The organism is Telluria sp. LT2P34 (genome assembly GCF_059685915.1).
The window spans coordinates 1-16,086 of record NZ_JCASIN010000007.1 but is presented as its reverse complement, the minus strand read 5'-3'; the positions used below and the strand labels follow the sequence as shown (position 1 = coordinate 16,086).

8 protein-coding genes are annotated in these 16,086 nt (G+C 63.6%); 2 read left to right on the top strand and 6 right to left on the bottom strand.

The window, feature by feature from the left end; all coding sequences use genetic code 11:
• Positions 1-37 precede the first annotated feature (37 nt).
• Complete coding sequence (locus AC56KZ_RS17275; RefSeq protein ID WP_497163421.1) at positions 38-2,017, top strand: monovalent cation:proton antiporter family protein; 1,980 nt, start codon at positions 38-40, stop codon at positions 2,015-2,017.
• A gap of 140 nt (positions 2,018-2,157) precedes the next feature.
• On the opposite strand, the gene AC56KZ_RS17270 is transcribed toward AC56KZ_RS17275, so the two are convergent.
• The 3 genes from AC56KZ_RS17270 to AC56KZ_RS17260 all read right to left on the bottom strand — a co-directional run bounded on the left by AC56KZ_RS17270 (position 2,158) and on the right by AC56KZ_RS17260 (position 6,238).
• Entirely contained in the window at positions 2,158-3,285 is a 1,128-nt protein-coding gene (locus AC56KZ_RS17270; protein WP_497163420.1) for a GGDEF domain-containing protein, read from the bottom strand.
• Positions 3,286-3,363: 78 nt separating this feature from the next.
• On the bottom strand, positions 3,364-4,206 hold the full coding sequence (locus tag AC56KZ_RS17265) for an MOSC domain-containing protein (RefSeq protein ID WP_497163419.1): 843 nt from the start codon (positions 4,204-4,206) through the stop codon (positions 3,364-3,366).
• A gap of 49 nt (positions 4,207-4,255) precedes the next feature.
• Positions 4,256-6,238 carry a PhoX family protein gene (locus AC56KZ_RS17260; protein WP_497163418.1) on the bottom strand — a complete coding sequence of 661 codons (1,983 nt, stop codon included), beginning with the start codon at positions 6,236-6,238 and terminating at the stop codon, positions 4,256-4,258.
• A gap of 174 nt (positions 6,239-6,412) precedes the next feature.
• On the opposite strand from AC56KZ_RS17260, the gene AC56KZ_RS17255 reads away from it, so the two are divergent.
• Complete coding sequence (locus AC56KZ_RS17255) at positions 6,413-8,563, top strand: hybrid sensor histidine kinase/response regulator (RefSeq protein WP_497163417.1); 2,151 nt, start codon at positions 6,413-6,415, stop codon at positions 8,561-8,563.
• Positions 8,564-8,648: 85 nt separating this feature from the next.
• Here AC56KZ_RS17255 and AC56KZ_RS17250 read toward each other — a convergent pair whose 3' ends face one another.
• The 3 genes from AC56KZ_RS17250 to AC56KZ_RS17240 form a co-directional block, all read right to left on the bottom strand.
• Entirely contained in the window at positions 8,649-10,004 is a 1,356-nt protein-coding gene (locus AC56KZ_RS17250; RefSeq protein WP_497163416.1) for a TolC family outer membrane protein, read from the bottom strand.
• Positions 10,005-10,087: 83 nt separating this feature from the next.
• Positions 10,088-10,528: a response regulator gene (locus AC56KZ_RS17245; RefSeq protein ID WP_497163415.1), complete on the bottom strand. Its 441-nt coding sequence runs from the start codon at positions 10,526-10,528 to the stop codon at positions 10,088-10,090.
• Positions 10,529-10,625: 97 nt separating this feature from the next.
• Complete coding sequence (locus AC56KZ_RS17240) at positions 10,626-16,073, bottom strand: beta strand repeat-containing protein (protein WP_497163414.1); 5,448 nt, start codon at positions 16,071-16,073, stop codon at positions 10,626-10,628.
• Between the last annotated feature and the right edge of the window lie 13 nt (positions 16,074-16,086).

Here is a 16,086-nt window from a genome sequence, read left to right as displayed (position 1 = left end):
ACTACGCAGACCGGGCAAAAATCCTGGGAATCAGCGCATGGCATCCGGCCTCGAACTGACCCTGCTCCTGCTCGGCAGCGCCGTGCTCGGCGTGGTCGTGTTCCGCTCGCTGCACCTGCCGCCGATGCTGGGCTATCTGGCCGTCGGCGTGCTGATCGGGCCGCATGCGCTCGGCCTCGCGGCGGAAACGCATTCCACCCACGCGCTGGCCGAATTCGGCATCGTGTTCCTGATGTTTTCGATCGGGCTCGAGTTTTCGCTGGCCCAGTTGCGCGCCATGCGCCGCATCGTGTTCGGCCTCGGGCTGGCGCAGGTGATGCTGACGATCGTCGCCGCCATGCTCGGCGCCTTTGCCCTGGCGATGGCGGTGCCGCAGCTGACCGTGAGCTGGCAGGCCGCCTTTGCCCTGGGCGGGGCGCTGGCCATGTCCTCCACCGCGATCGTCGTCAAACTCCTGAACGAACGGCTGGAACTGGAAAGCGAACATGGCCGGCGCATCATCGGTATCCTGCTGTTCCAGGACCTGGCCGTGGTGCCGCTCATCATCCTGATTCCGGCATTGGCGAAAAACCCCGACAACCTGGCGCCGACACTGGCCTGGGCCGCCGTGAAAGCGGCCGCGGTGCTGGCCCTGCTGCTGTTCTTCGGCCAGAAGCTCATGCGCAGCTGGTTCACGATGGTCGCCAAGCGCCGCTCGCAGGAGCTGTTCATGCTGAACCTGCTGCTGGTGACGCTGGGCGCGGCCTGGATCACCGAGCGCGCCGGGCTCTCGCTGGCGCTGGGCGCTTTCGTGGCGGGCATGCTCATTTCCGAAACCCAGTTCAAGCATCAAGTGGAAGAGGACATCAAGCCCTTCCGCGACGTGCTGCTGGGGCTGTTCTTCATCACCATCGGCATGCTGCTCAACGTCGGCCTGGTGCTCCAGCATTGGTGGCTGGTGCTCCTTTTGCTTGTAATTCCAGTCCTGCTGAAATTCGCGCTGATCGCGGCGCTGGCGAAAGCCTTTGGATCGACCGACGGGGTGGCGATGCGCACCGGTCTGGCGCTGGCGCAGGCCGGCGAGTTCGGCTTCGTGCTGCTGAACCTGGCCTCGGGATCGAAGCTGATCGACCCCTTCCTGATGCAGCTGGTGCTGGCCTCGATGGTGCTGTCGATGCTGATCGCGCCCTTCATCATCGAAAAATCCGACCGCATCGTCATGAAGATGGCATCCAACGAATGGATGATGCAGTCGCTCCAGCTCACGCAACTGGCAAGCCGCACGATGGCCGCCCAAAAGCACGTGATCCTGGCCGGCTTCGGGCGCAGCGGCCAGAGCGTCGCCACCCTGCTGTCCGACGAAAAGCTGCCGTGGTACGCGCTCGACCTGGATCCGGAACGGGTGCAGGAAGCACAGGCGGCCGGCTCCAGCGTCTCCTACGGCGACGCCGGCCGGCGCGAAGCGCTGATCGCGGCCGGCATCAACCGCGCCAGTGCATTGGTGATCACCTTCGCCGACACGCGCGCGGCATTGAAAGTGCTGCACCTGGTGCACGAGCTGGCGCCGGCGCTGCCGGTGATCGTGCGCAGCCACGACGACAGCGACCTCGATATCCTGCGTGCGGCCGGCGCCACCGAGGTGGTGCCGGAAGCGCTCGAGAGCAGCCTGATGCTTGCTTCGCACGCGCTGGTGGTGGTCGGCGTGCCGCTGCGGCGCGTGGTGCACCGCGTGCAGAGCGCGCGCGACGAACGCTATGCCGCCCTGCGCGGCTACTTCCACGGTTCGAGCGACGTCACCGACGACGCCGAGCACATGTACGTGCGCCTGCATTCGGTGGTGCTCAATGAAACGGCGCAAGCCGTCGGCCGGCGCATCGGCGAACTGGGGCTGGACGAACTGGGTGCGGAAGTGAGCGGCATCCGGCGCGATCGCAAGCGCGTCGAGCCGGCGCCGGAGACGGAGCTGCGCGCCGGGGATGTGGTGGTGCTGCGCGGGTCGGCCGACGCGGTGACGCGTGCCGAAGAACGCCTGGTATAGGGTGCAGGTGATTATCCGCCGATGACGCCGGAGACACGTAGGGTGGGCGGCTCTGCCGCTCGCGCGTTCAACCGACGCATGATCGTCCGAGCCGGTGTTTCACACGTGATCTGAACGCGTGAGCGGCGCAGCCGCCCACCCTACGCCCTGACCACGCGGTTGCGTCCCGCTTCCTTGGCCTGGTACAAGGCGCCATCGGCCAGCGCCACCAGCTGCTGCGCCACCGCCTCGATCGGCAGCTCGCAGGGCGCCTCGTCCAGCGCCGACACGCCGATCGACACCGAGACATCGATGCCCTGCCCGCCCGCCAGGTCGAAGGGCTTGCCGGCCATGCTGGCGCGGATGCGCTCGGCCACCATCGCCGCCGCGGCCAGGTCGGCATTGATCAAGAGGACCACGAATTCCTCGCCGCCGTAACGCGCGAGCGCGTCCGACACCCGCAGTTCCATCTTGATGCGCGCCGCCACTTCGCGCAGCACGTCGTCGCCGGCCTGGTGTCCGACGCGGTCATTGACGGATTTAAAATGGTCGACGTCGATGAACATCACCGATATCCGGTAACCCTGGCGCCGTGCCCGCGACACTTCTTCCATCAGGCGGCGGTCGATGTAGCGCCGGTTGTAGACGCCGGTGAGCGCATCGGTCAGCCCCATGTACTTGAGCATCTCGTTGCTGATCACGTTTTCCAGGCAGATCGCGATGATCGAGGCCATGTGCTCGACGAAGTCGGTCCCGAGCGCGGCCGTGAAGCGCTGGATATCGGTGCTGCCCAGGTTCAGGCTGCCGATCAGGCGCTTGTTGCGCAGCAGCGGCACCAGCGCCACGCTCTGTAGCCCGGCCGGCGGATGGGGGAAAGCGGCATGGTGCTCGGCGCGCGTGTACATCCCGAGGCGCGGGCGCAGGCGCTCGCCCTCGTAGGTCTCGAAACCGAGCGCCACCGCATGCTCGCAGAACAGCAGGTTCGGCAGCGCTTCGAAATCGACGCCCAGCTTGTGCATCACGGTATAAATGTCGGCATCCGGGTCGACCAGCGACAGGGTGACGCTGTCGAGTTCGGAAATGATGGGCAGCATCCGGAAGATGGTGCCGACCAGCTCCGTAAACGTGGCCGCGCCGACGATTTCCAGGTCGAAGGCCTGGTGGCGCGACATGATCTCGTGGTTGCGCCGCGCCTGCTCCATGACGTAGCTCATCTGGGCGCGCAGCGCTTCGTTCTCGGCAATCAGGTCGCGCGACTGGGTGGCTGACTGAGCATCCGGCAGGTGCATGGGCATTCCTTTTAGCAATACCCGTTACATTACGCGATCCGCATCGGCTTGGATACGGTCTTGCTGCGTTGCGCGGCCTTAAAACGACAGGCTGGCGTCGAAGGCCTGCCCCAGCCGCAGGGTGGCGCCGGCGCCTGCCGCCAGGATGCAGTTCATGCCGACACAGACGGCACCGTCCAGCACGGCTTTCGTGCGCCAGCTGTTCAAGATGTCGAGCGGATCCGGACCGGGAATGCCGGTGGCCTGGTCGATCGCCGGGATCGGGCAGCGCGCGCAGGGTTTCACGGGCCGGATGACGATGTCGCCCGATTCCAGCGCTGCGGTGTAGTCCTCCTCGAAAGCGTCGAGGCCGGCGACCACCAGGTTCGGACGGAAGCGGTCCATCGGCAGCGCCGCGCGGCCGGCCTGGCGCATGCGATGGTTGATTTCGTCGAGCGAGGCCTGGCCGATCAGCAGCAGCGGGTAGGCGTCGGCGAAGCGCGCACTCGATGGCGCACCGCCGGTCCATGTGGTGCTGGTCGGGCGCGCCAGTTCCGGCTTGCAGCGCACCAGCCGGCAAACAGTGCCGAGCGCCCGGCCGAACCAGGCGGCGGCCGCGTCGCCGCAGTCGTCGGCCTCGACCATGTCGTCCCAGATCTGCACGCGCAGGCTGGCGCTGTTTTCGTGGGCCAATGGCAGGCCCAGCGGCGGCATGCCGGGCGTGCTGACGACCAGCGAGCCCTCTTCCACGCGCGGCACGATGGTCGCCATGCGCGGGAATTCGCGCTGGGTCAGGAACAGGCCCTCATTCGTGACCAGCATCCATTCGCGGTCGTGGATGCCGTGGGCTTGCAGGCCGGAGACGGTAACCACGGCCTCGTCGACTGCCAGGCCGGCGCAGGACTTGATCGGATAAAGGATGAGTTGGGAAAGGATGGCCATGCTTGCCCCGCGGTTCGAAGGGCAGCAGTATCGCATCAATCAGCGCACATCACCCCTTCGCCAGCCGCGTCTGGCTCAACTCCCCCGTCAGGTAACCGACCGCCGCGCCAAACTTGTCCTTGTAGTTCGCGCGCAGCAGCGGGTCGAGCGTGCCCTTGACCACATTGTGGATGCCGCCCCAGTCGCCCGCATGCTGGAAGTTGCTCATGATGTAGGTCCAGCCATTGAGCTCATCGACCGCATGCAGGCCGGTCGATTCGCCGCCGGCCGGAATCGACATCACGCGCGACAGCTCCCTGGTATCGATGTTGTACGCCCACAGGAAGTTGTTCACGTGCTGGCCGCTGTCTTCGCCGATGAACAGGGTGCGCATCTTTTCCGAGAATTTCAGGTTGTCCGGGTTGCCGATGCGGTTAGGATTGGCGGTGTTGCCGAGGACGTCGGCGGCGATGTCTTCGCCAACCAGCAAGGCCCGCAAGTCGACCGGCATCCATTCGCTGGCGATCGCGGCGCCGCCCGTATCGGTCTGGCCGCCTTTCAAATTCAAGGCCATCACCGCGCCCGCGTTCAGCGCCTTCGGGATCGACACGCCATTGCCCGGCACGTTCAGCGCGTTCCCCGCCACCATCGAACTCTGGCAATTCTGCAGCGCCGAGTAGGCCACCTTGTTGGCGGCGTTGACGGTGGTGCCTTCCATCTTGGTAAAGCCCATCGAGGCGCCGACCAGGCCCGCATAGCGGTGGGTCTCGAGGAAGGCGGCCGCCTTCTCCATGCCCGGGTTCAAGCGGATCCATTCGATGGCGCCATTCGCCGCAACCTTTTTATACGACGCGTCCTGCGGGTCCGTCGTGCGCACGTCCATGATCTGGGCCGGCTTGATGCTGGCGGCCAGCGCCCGGATTTCCGCGCTGGTGGCCGAACCGAGCCGGATCCAGGTGAGCGAGGCGCCGGCCGCTTGCGGGTCGAGCGAAAAACCGGCGCCGACCCTGGCCACGTACAGGGTCCCGCTGGACAAGTCTTTCGCCTTGTCGGCGATGAACACGAAGTAGCCGCTGTTGGTGGCGTCGTCGCCCATCAGCACCGTACGCTCGTCCGGCATCACCTGTACCAGCTCGTGCGAGATGCGGCCCATGCAGTAGTGCTTCTTGATCGAGGCGCTGCCGTCCGGGTTGACGGTCACTTCCGGCATGTGGCCGTAGTTGTAGGGATTGGCGGCGCTCTCGCTGCCGTACAAATTCTGGCTGAAGGCGCGGAACTGCGGGTCGGTGGCGGCAGTAAACGCGTTCGGCTCGTATTCCTCGCTCGACAGGTGGGTGCCCCAGGGCGACAGGCTGGCGCCGCAGGTGATCCACAGGCCCTCCACGCTTGATGTGTCGACGTTGTGGTATTTGACGAGGGTGAGCTTGCCGGTGGCCTGGTCCTGGTCGAGCGTCAGCACCCCGATCGGCGACGGCAGGCGGCCGTACATGCCGGTCTTGCCGTCCTGGGCGAAGGTCGCGTATTCGAACTGCACGACCGCGAACACGGGTTTTCCTTTTACGCCGGGAACGCTGGCGTTCGGCACGGACAGCAGCGAAGTGCCGTCCGGCGCGTCGGAGAAGAACTGGCGTTCGCGGCCGGGCACGCTGGTGTCGATGATCGGCTGGTTGCGGATGTTGTAGTAGCCGCCCGCCAGCGTCGTGCCGCCGGCGCCATTGGAGACCATGTCGCCGGTGATGAAGAAGGGCTGGTAAGCGAGCTTGAAATCGAGCTTGCTGGTGTCGCTGAAGTTGACCGTCATGGTCGAGCCGACAGTGGTTGTCGCCATGGCGGCGGGGTTGGCCAGCGTTGGCGCGGGCATCGAGCTGAAGCTGATGGTGCCGAGGGTGGCGACCGGAGCGCCCGATGCGGTCGCCAGCGTGGCGTCGCCATCGTCGTCGCCACCGCAGGCGCTCAAGAGCGACGCACCGGCGACGCTTGCCAGCGGCAGCATCGGGACGGCGCCAAGCAGGCGCAGCAAGCGGCGGCGGGAAAGTTCAGGGGTAGTGGTCATGCGGTTTCTCCAGGGGTTGCATGCGGCGGTGGCCGCATCCATGGAGGGGCAGAATAGTGGGCGCGTGTGTCACGCTGATGACAGCAGCGCCACCGGCAGTCCCTGACAGCGGAGTCAAACAAATGCTATTGTTTCGCTATTCCACATCAGGCAGCTCATCTGCCCTTCTCTACCATGCACGATTCAGCAGGTGTCAGCCCGCCTGGCGCAAGCCTCGGCTTTCTTTCAGGCGGCGGCGAGATGGGAGCGGTGTTCCGCAGCTTCGATTGGGCTTCCACAGCGCTTGGCGGCCTGGGGACATGGCCGCAATCGCTGCGCACGGCGGTCAGCATGATGCTCACGGCGCACCACGCCATGTATATCGCCTGGGGACCGGACCTGCTGCTGCTTCACAACGATGCCTATCGCGAGATCCTCGGCGCCAGGGCCGCCGAACCGCGGCGCCTTCTGGGCAAGCCTTTCCGGGAAGTCTGGCCGGAGATATGGGAAATCGTCGCTCCCATGCTGGCGGCAACCCTGGAAGGTGAAACCCTGTGGTTCGAAGACCAGGAATTTACGCTGACGCGAAATGGCTTCGCGGAGCAGGTGTTCGCCAGTTTTTCGACGAGTCCGATTCGTGCGGAAGCCGGCGAGATCGCCGGGGTGCTCTGCGTCTGCACCGAGACCACCGGGAAGATCCGTTCCCAGCAGGAGCGTCTGCGCCTGCTCGACGTCATCGGCGAAGCGACCCGCCTCGCCGACGAGCCGGGCGCCGTCATGGAGCACAGCACGCGCCTGCTGGGCGAGTACCTGAACGTGACCCGCGTTGCCTATGCCAATGTGGAACCGGATAACGACCGCTTCACGATCCGCCACGACTGGCGTGTCGAAGGCGCGATCAGCACCGTCGGCGAGTATTCGCTCAACCTCTTCGGCTCGCGCGCCGCGTCGAACATGCGCATCGGCCGCACCCTCCTGATCAACGATGTCGACCGCGAGTTGACACCGCAAGACGGCGCCGACATGTTCAATGCGATCGGCGTCAAGGCCATCATCTGCTGTCCCCTGGTCAAACAGGGCCAGCTGGTGGCGATGATGGCGGTGCACCAGCAGCAGCCGCGTGCCTGGAGCGCGGATGACATCGCGCTGGTGGAGGCTGTCGTCGACCGGTGCTGGGCTCATATCGAACGCGTGCGCTCGATGGACGCGCTGCTCGAAGCCGACCGCCGCAAGTCCGAATTTCTCGCCACGCTCGCGCATGAACTGCGCAATCCCCTGGCGCCCATTCGCAGTGCGCTGGAATTGCTGCGCCTGAGCGGGGACAAGCCGGCGATGGTGGAACGCGTGCGCGGGACGATGGACCGGCAAGTCAACCATATGGTCCATCTCATCAACGACTTGCTGGACATTGCGCGTATTTCGAACGGCAAGATGGACCTGCGGATGCAGCGCGTCGATGTGCAGTCGGTCATCGCAAGCGCAGTCGAAACCAGCCTGCCCCAGGTAGAGGCTGGACGGCATCAGCTCACGCTGGATGTGCCGAACGAAGCGATCTGGATGGAGGCCGATACGGTGCGCCTGAGCCAGGTGCTCAGCAACCTGCTGTCGAATGCGAGCAAGTACACGCCGGCACACGGCCGGATCACTGTCTCCGCCCGCGCCAGCGATGACAAGGTGGTCATCGAGGTCGCCGATACCGGGATCGGGATCGCAAAACAGGAGCTGGGGCGCGTATTCGACATGTTCTCGCAGGCGCCGCACAGTATCGCCATCTCCAAGGGTGGCCTGGGCATCGGCCTGTCGCTGGTGCGCCACCTGGTTACCCAGCATGGGGGAACCGTCACCGCCGCCAGTGACGGCCCCGGGTGCGGCAGCACCTTCACCATTCGCCTGCCGCTTGCACCGGAGACCGGCGCCGGCCCGGCCGTGCCGATTCTCGAAGAGCCGATTACCGCGCCTGCCGAGCAGCCCCGCCTGCGCGTGCTGGTCGCCGACGACAATGTCGATGCGGCAGACACCCTGTCCTGCTTGTTGCGCGAAAAAGGGCACGAAGTACGCGTTGCCTATGACGGGCAGGAAGCCGTGCAGGTCGGCGCCTTGTTTGTGCCCGAGCTGGCCTTTCTCGACCTGGGCATGCCGCGCATGGACGGCTACCAGGTGGCACGCGCCCTGCGCTCGCTGCCGGGACTCGGCGACCTTGTCCTGGTCGCCTTGAGTGGCTGGGGTACACAGGAGGACCGGGCTAGAACACGCATTGCCGGCTTCGACGACCACCTGGTCAAGCCGGCTACCCTGGAGAGCCTGAATGGCGTGCTGGCATCGGCCGCGCGGCGAGCGCTCGGATAGACGAAAACAAGCCCCGACTCCAGAGAAGAGTCGGGGCTTTTCTTTGGGCGCCGCATGCAGCGCTGCGCTTTGGCGCTTGCGTGACCTAACGGCCTAGCCGTTCGCTTACCTTGACCGTATCGATTGGCAAGGCAATTTGCATCTGGCTGAGCAGCTGGCCCATGCCGGCCAAAATCCGATACGCGCTCACGAGCTGCGCGTACTGTCCCGTTGTATAGGCCAGCCGTGCATTGAAGTACTCGTTTTCGGCATTGAGCAGGTCCAGCAAACTGCGTTGGCCGATACTAAATTGTTTCGCATACGATTCACGGGTAGCCGCGCTTGCGCTGGCATATTGGCGCAGCAGCTCAAGCCGCTCGCGAGCGGTAACGTTCGCGTTAAATGCCAGCGATACGTCTTCCTGGACCTGGCGGCGAGTTTGATCCAGCACTTCCCTGGCTTCCTGAATCTGGAAGCCGGTTTCCCGGACGCGTGCGAGATCGGCGCCTCCGCGCGAAAAATTATAGCGAAGACGCAGCATGACGCTGAGATCGCTGGTGGGCCGCCGCACGATATCGTTGGCATGCCTGTTGACCAGTTCGAGGTCAACCCGGGGGAAGATGCCCGCTTTTGCGCCCGCATTCGCGGCGCTGACAAGCTCGACGTCGGCCTGTGCCGATTTCACCGATGGGTGACCGCTCAACGCGGCGTCGACCGCTGCCGTCTCGCTCTTGGGCAGGTCCCTGTCGGGTAACACCGGCATCCGGAGCGTCTGCGGGGCGCTGCCAACCAGGCGACGGTAACTTGCTTCAGCGTCTTTGAGACTGCTTTGTTCCTGCCGGAGATTTGCTTTCGCCAGCGCGAGCCGGCTTTCAGCCTGATCAAGGTCGGCGCGGCGGCCAACACCGCCTTCAGTGAGTAACCTGATCTGCTGATGGATGCGTCCGTGCGCATCGAGGTTGTCCTGTGCAGCGGCGATGTTTTCCCGGCGTCGCAGTATCTCCAGGTAAACGGCAATAGTACGCAGGGCAAGCTCTTCCGCGATCGCGGCAACGCCATAGGCAGACGAATCGACGCGCGCAGTCTGGCGCGCCACTTCGCTGCGCACTGCGAAGCCGTCGAACAGCATCTGCGACAAGGTAACGAGGGTGTCGCGCTGGGTGAACGTGGCATCGTCCAAACCACGCAAGCGCGACTCCAGTGTGTCAAGCCGTTCGCGACCGATGCCCGTGCTGATATCAATGCGCGGGAAGTAGCCGGCGCGCGCCTGTTTGACACCTTCATCAGCGGCAAACCGGCGATTGGCGGCGGCCAAGGTCTCGGGATTGGTGAGGACTGCCTGCGTGACAGCTTCCTGGAGCGTCTGGGCCAGTGCGCAAGGAGATGCGGCAAGGAACCACACCAGCGTGAGCGTTGGCCCGACAATGCTTCGTTTCATGTCACTCCAGAGGATGGTCGCCATGCTCTCTTCCTGATCTTGATGTCAGGAAAATAATACCGCAGGCAGTGAGCTGGTTCAATGTGCACTTTCCGGTCAACGCGTGTTCAGGCCAAACATCTTGCCGAGGCCATTGTCATGATCGTGCCCAGCATTTTGCGCGGCACCCAGGCCTCCCCTTGGTCTATCCCACGCACTGCTTTGGCAAGAAGGTACTCGAGATCCTCCTGTTCAAGGTAGCCGCGGACGCCAACAACAACTGCATTAGCAAGCTGGTCATCGCAAAGAGCATCGCGTGCCACCAGCACCACACGCGTTTCCGGGCACGCAAGGCGCAGCGCTTGAAGGACGGTGCACTCCGTGTCCGCAGACAGGCCAGCGTCCAGCAGCAGGATGCGGGGTTTGAGGCGCGCAATTTCCGTCACCAGGTCTTCGCTGCTTGCCACCTGCCGCAACATGGTGACGTGATCTTCATGGCCCAGCATCAGCCTGCACTGTTCGATAGTTCCCCCGTCGTGCGCGGCGATTGCCACAGTGATCGGCTTCATGGTCGAGCTCCCTATCCTGGTGGTCAAGTGCGATGGCATGCAAGGCACTGGACTTGCGTCCAGGCCTCCTGCATCACTCCTTTGATGCTCGGCATGCTCAGATGAAGAGATTGGGCGTACTCGTATGGTCAATCAAGACATTGTTCAATGTGACCAGTGTGATGAAAGAATCGCCGCCGCCGTTGCTGTCGACTTGCACCACTGTGTTCGCGCCATCATAGGTAAATTTTAAATACCCGCCCGAGATTGCGTTGGTGCCGTCGTATCCGGCAAAACCTTGCAACAGGTCATGCAAATCAAGCACGTCCGTGCCGCCGGCGCCCGAGATGCTGAAATCGGTGATCACATCCCCTGCGCTACCGGCGTCCGATATCAGGTTGAAGTCGAATGTATCGTTGCCGATGCCCCCGGCAAGGATGTCGTCGCCCGCTCCACCGACCAGGATATCGTTTCCGGTGCCGCCATCGACGATGTCTGCACCTGCTGTGCCGTACTTGAGCTGGTCATTGGCATTGGCCGTGTAGTTGACAATACTCACATTGCCCTGGCCAAGCATGTCCTGGAATCCGGCAGAGGTGTAGTGGCCGCTCAGGGCGATGCTGGCGGTATGAACGCCATCGTTGAGGATCAGCGTGCCGCCTGTTCCGGCAGCATTCGCAGAGTAGGCGAGCCTTACATCGTCGCCAAAAATGTCGCCGAATACCAGCGAATCGCCCGCATTGAATCCAGCGACGGTGCCGGTGAAGGCCGCCGACTGGCCGAGTACCAGCGTACCGTCGCCGTTTTCGGCGAAGGTCGTATGTCCGTTCGAGGCACCGCCGAATTGCAGTGTCGCCGTACCGCTGATCGTTGCAGTGCCGTTGCCGCTGACATTGCCCTGGACGGTGATGTTGCCACCGTTGGCCCACAGGCTACCGGAATTATCGAGCGCGCCCTGGATAACCAGGCCGCCGCTGCCGGTTGCTTCCAGCGTGCCAGAGTTGGTGACGGCGCGGCTGCCCGTGTCGATGACAAGCGCATTGGCGCCGTTCGCGACGATGGTGCCCGCGTTGGCCAGCGCCATCTGTCCGCTGCCTAGCTGGCCGGCGCCGGAGATCGTGTTGTCGACGTTGATGAGCGTGGCGGCGGCGGTGCCGCCGAAAATGACGTTACCGCTGCGGTCGGACATGGTCAGCCGCCCACCCCCTTGCAGGGTGACGCTGTCCACCAGAATTTGCAAGCTGGTGTCGCTGCCGGTGGAAGCGAGCGCGATGGTGCCGCTGTTCTCGATGATGCCGCTGAATGGCATGATGGCGCCGTCGCTGATCGTCAGGGTGCCGCTGTTGATTGTCACCGGCTCCTGGTTGAAGACGAAGTTGCTCGCGCTGAGTGCCGAGGCAGAAACGCCCCGCACCGTGATCGTCGCGCCGTTGTTGAGCGTGAGCACCGCATTGCCGTTGGCGTCGTTGGCCAGATTGGACTGGACGGCGGCGAAGCTGGTGAAGCCGTCAAATCCGATCAGGTCGATCTTGTCGGCGGCGACGTCAAAATTGTGCACGACGTCCCTGGCGATTGGCTGGGCGAAGACGAACAAGTCGGCGCCGGAGGAACCGGTGAGGTTGTCATCCGTTGAAACCGCGAAGATCGCGGAGCCTGGGGCGTAGGCCTCGACGTTGTTGGCAATTAAGTCCGTGTGGACAGCGCCGTTCTGGTCGGTCCAGGTTTGGGTGACCGTGAGGACCATCGCACCGGCATAGGTGGATGGCGTCGTGACGGTCAAGATGCTTGGATCGGTTGTTTGCACAATCCAGCTGCCATCTGCCTGGCGAGTGCCGGCATTCAGGGTCCAATCTGGTGGAAGCCCGGCGACTATGAGGGAGACTGAACCGTTCAATTCTTCGGACGGAATGGTCAGGCCAAGGTTAATGGGTTCACCGGCGATGCCTGCAGGTTTAATGGACATGCTGTCACTTGCACCACCACCGTTTCCTGCGTTGTCGGTCCAAAATGGTCCCGACGTCGCGGACCCGCTTGCCAAAATCTTGAAGGTTGGATTGCTTCCGGTAACGCCGCTTATGGCCACCGTCCAATTCATTCCCGAGCTGTCGTCAGCCGTAACGGAATTCACCGTACCTGTCGTTTGTATGTCTGTGGCGTTGAATCCGGTAACAGCTTCAGTGAACGTGATCTTCGCGAGCCATTTGTTACCAGTATCTTTTACAAAGTTGATAGTGTCTGCCATCGGCGCCTTCGTATCGATTGGCTGGCTTCCCAGGGTCCTTGGTGTGGCGGCATTTCCTGCGGTATCGGTCACGCCAGCCGTCAAGCTCAGGGCCACCGTACCGGAGGCCACGCCGGCCGTCGGGCTCACCTCGACCGTGTAATCATTGCTAGTGCCAACCCGTGCCACGCTCGCTACCGTGCCGTTGGTCGCAGTAAAGCTGTTAGTGGTCACGCCTGTGACCGTTTCGTCGAAGCTGACGGTGAAGGTGATCGCCTGGCCGGCCTTAGCTGTGCCGGCGATGTTGTCGGTTACCGCCGTGATGACCGGTGCGCTGTAGTCGGCGATGAGCGTCGGGTTGCCCGATGTGCTCGTCGTCACATTGCCTGCGGCGTCGAAGAGCTTGACGCTGACCACACCGCCGGTCGCAATCTTGGCCTGGAGCTCGGCATTGGTCGGGCTACCGTCACTGGTGGTGAAGGTCACCGAGGTGTCACCGCTGGCGATGCTGGTATCGGTGGCGATCAGAGTGTTTCCTATATACAGTGCGGCGCTTCCTCCGGTAGCCTGGCCGGCGACGATCGTTGCCGATGCGTTCAAGAACGTGTTGGTGCCATTCACGGTATTTGCGACAACGGTGCCGCCCACTGGCGTCAGCGTGATAGCTGTGGGCGCGTTCGGCGCCAGGGTGTCGATTGGCTGGCTATCGAAGCCGGCCAGGCTGCCCGGAGCGGCGGCGTTTCCTGCCATGTCTGTTACCCCGGCTGCAAGGCTGAGGGCGACCGTGCCCGCAGCCACGCCGAACGTCGAGTTCACCAGTACCGTATAGTTATTGCTGGTGCCGACCTGCGCCACGCTGCCTATGGTGCCATTGGTCGCGGTGAAGCTGCCTGCGTTCACGCCCGTGACGGCTTCGCTGAAGCTGACGGTGAAGATGATGGGCTGGCCCGTCGTCGCCGTACCGCCCACGTTGTCGGTCACCGCCGTGACGACCGGGGCGACCTCATCGACGTCATTGATGGCAAGGCCGACCGTTTGCTCGCTGTGGTTTCCCGCGGCATCGGTTGCCACTACTGTGAACGTGTAAGCGGACTTCGTTTCAAAGTCGGGGTTGCCCATCAGGGTCACCGCACCGCTGGCGCTGTTGATACTAAATGCTGCCGCATCGCCTCCCGCTTTCAGGCTGTAGCCAAGGCCGCCACTGATGTCGCCGGTGTCGGTGGCGGCCACCGTGTACACCACCCGGCCGGCGCCGCTGTTTTCGTTGATCGCCGTGGCCGTTGCTCCCGACGTGATGGTTGGCGCTACCTCGTCGAGGTTGTTGACCGCCACGCTGAAGGTCTGGCTCTTGCTTGGCGAGCCATCAGTGCTGCTGGCCACGATGGTAATGCTGTGGCTGGCCGCCGTCTCGTAATCGAGCACGGCGCCGTTGGCGACGGTGACGACGCCGGTTGAGGCATCGATGGCGAAGCGTCCGCCGGCGTTGTCGCTCAGGCTGTACGTAACGACGGCGCCGGCATCCGCGTCGGTCGCAAAGGCGGTCAGGCCGATGACAGTTCCGGGCGCGGCATTTTCCGTAACGCTGTTGGTAGCGATGTTGGTGTCAATAACAGCACTGATCGCGTTGTCGTTGACGTTGGTAAGGTTGATCGTGAAGCTTTGGCTGTTGCTGGGTGAGCCGTCGGAGCTGCTGGCGACGATGGTGATCGTGTGGCTGGTAGCGGCTTCGTAATCGAGCACGGCGCCATTAGCGACGGTGACGACGCCGGTAGCGGCATCGATGGCGAAACGGCCGCCGGCGTTGTCGCTCAGGCTGTAGGTGACAAGTGCGCCGACATCGGCATCGTTGGCCAAGCCGGTAATACCTACGACAGTACCAGTCGCCGCATTTTCTGTCACGCTGTCGGCACTAGCATCGCTGTCGGCGACCGCGCTCACGGCGTTATCGTTGACGTTCGTGAGGTTGATCGTGAAGCTCCGGGTGCTGTTGGGTGAGCCGTCGGAGCTACTGGCGACGATGGTGATCGTGTGGCTGGTAGCGGCTTCGTAATCGAGCACGGCGCTATTGGCGACGGTGACGACGCCGGTAGCCGCATCGATGGCGAAGCGTCCGCCGGCGTTGTCGCTCAGGCTGTAGGTGACAGCTGCACCGGCATCGGCATCGGTCGCCATGGCGGTCAGGCCCACCACCGTGCCGGGTGCGGCGTTCTCGGCCACGCTGTTGGCGGCAGCATCGCTGTCGGAGACCGCGCTGACGGCGTTGTCGTTGACGTTCGTGACATTGATGGTGAAGTTCTGGCTGGCTGCAGGCGAGCCGTCGGAGCTGCTGGCGACGATGGTGATGCTGTGACTGGTAGCCGACTCGTAGTCGAGTACGGCGCCAGCGGCGACGGTGACGATGCCGGTCGTAGCATCGATGGCAAAGCGTCCGCCCGCGCTGTCAGCCAAGCTGTAACTAACGGCGGCGCCACGGTCGGCGTCGGTCGCAAAGCCAGTCAAGCCAACCACCGTTCCCGCCGCCGCATTTTCGGCCACGCTGTTGACGCTGGCGTCGCTGTCGGAGACTGCGCTGACGGCGTTGTCATTGACGTTGGCAAGATTGATCGTGAAGCTCTGGGTGCTGTTGGGCGAGCCGTCGGAGCTGCTGGCCACAACGGCGATGGTATGGCTGGTTGCTGACTCGTAATCGAGCCGGGTTCCGTCCGCAACGGTGACGACGCCCGTTGACGAATTGATGGCGAAGCGTCCACCAGCGTTGTCACTCAGGCTGTAAGTAACGACGGCACCACTATCAGCATCTGTGGCGACAGCGGTCACTCCGACGAGGGCACCGGTCGCTGCATTCTCAGCGATGCTATTTGTGCCAGCATCATTGTCAGATACGGCGCTGACAGCGTTGTCGTTAAGGTTGGTGACACCGATTGTGAAGAGCTGGCTGTTGCTCGAACCGTCCGAGCTGCTCGCCAGGACCGTGATGGTGTGGCTGGTCGCCGTTTCGTGGTCGAGCAGCGTGCCGTTGGCAACGGTCACGACACCGGTCGTGGCATTGATGGCGAAGCGGCCGCCGGCGTCGTCGCTCAGGCTGTAGGTGACGACAGCGCCGGAGTCGGCATCGGTGGCAAAAGCGGTCACGCCGACGACGGTACTAACTGCCGCGTTTTCCGCTACGCTGTCGAGGCCTGCATTGCTATCAGTGACGGCGCTGACCGCATTGTCGTTGACGTTGGTGACACCGATCGTAAAGACCTGGCTGTTGCTCGAGCCGTCCGAGCTGCTCGCCAGGACCGTGATGGTGTGGCTGGTCGCCGTTTCGTAGTCGAGCAGCGTGCCGTTGGCAACGGTCACGACACCGGTCGTG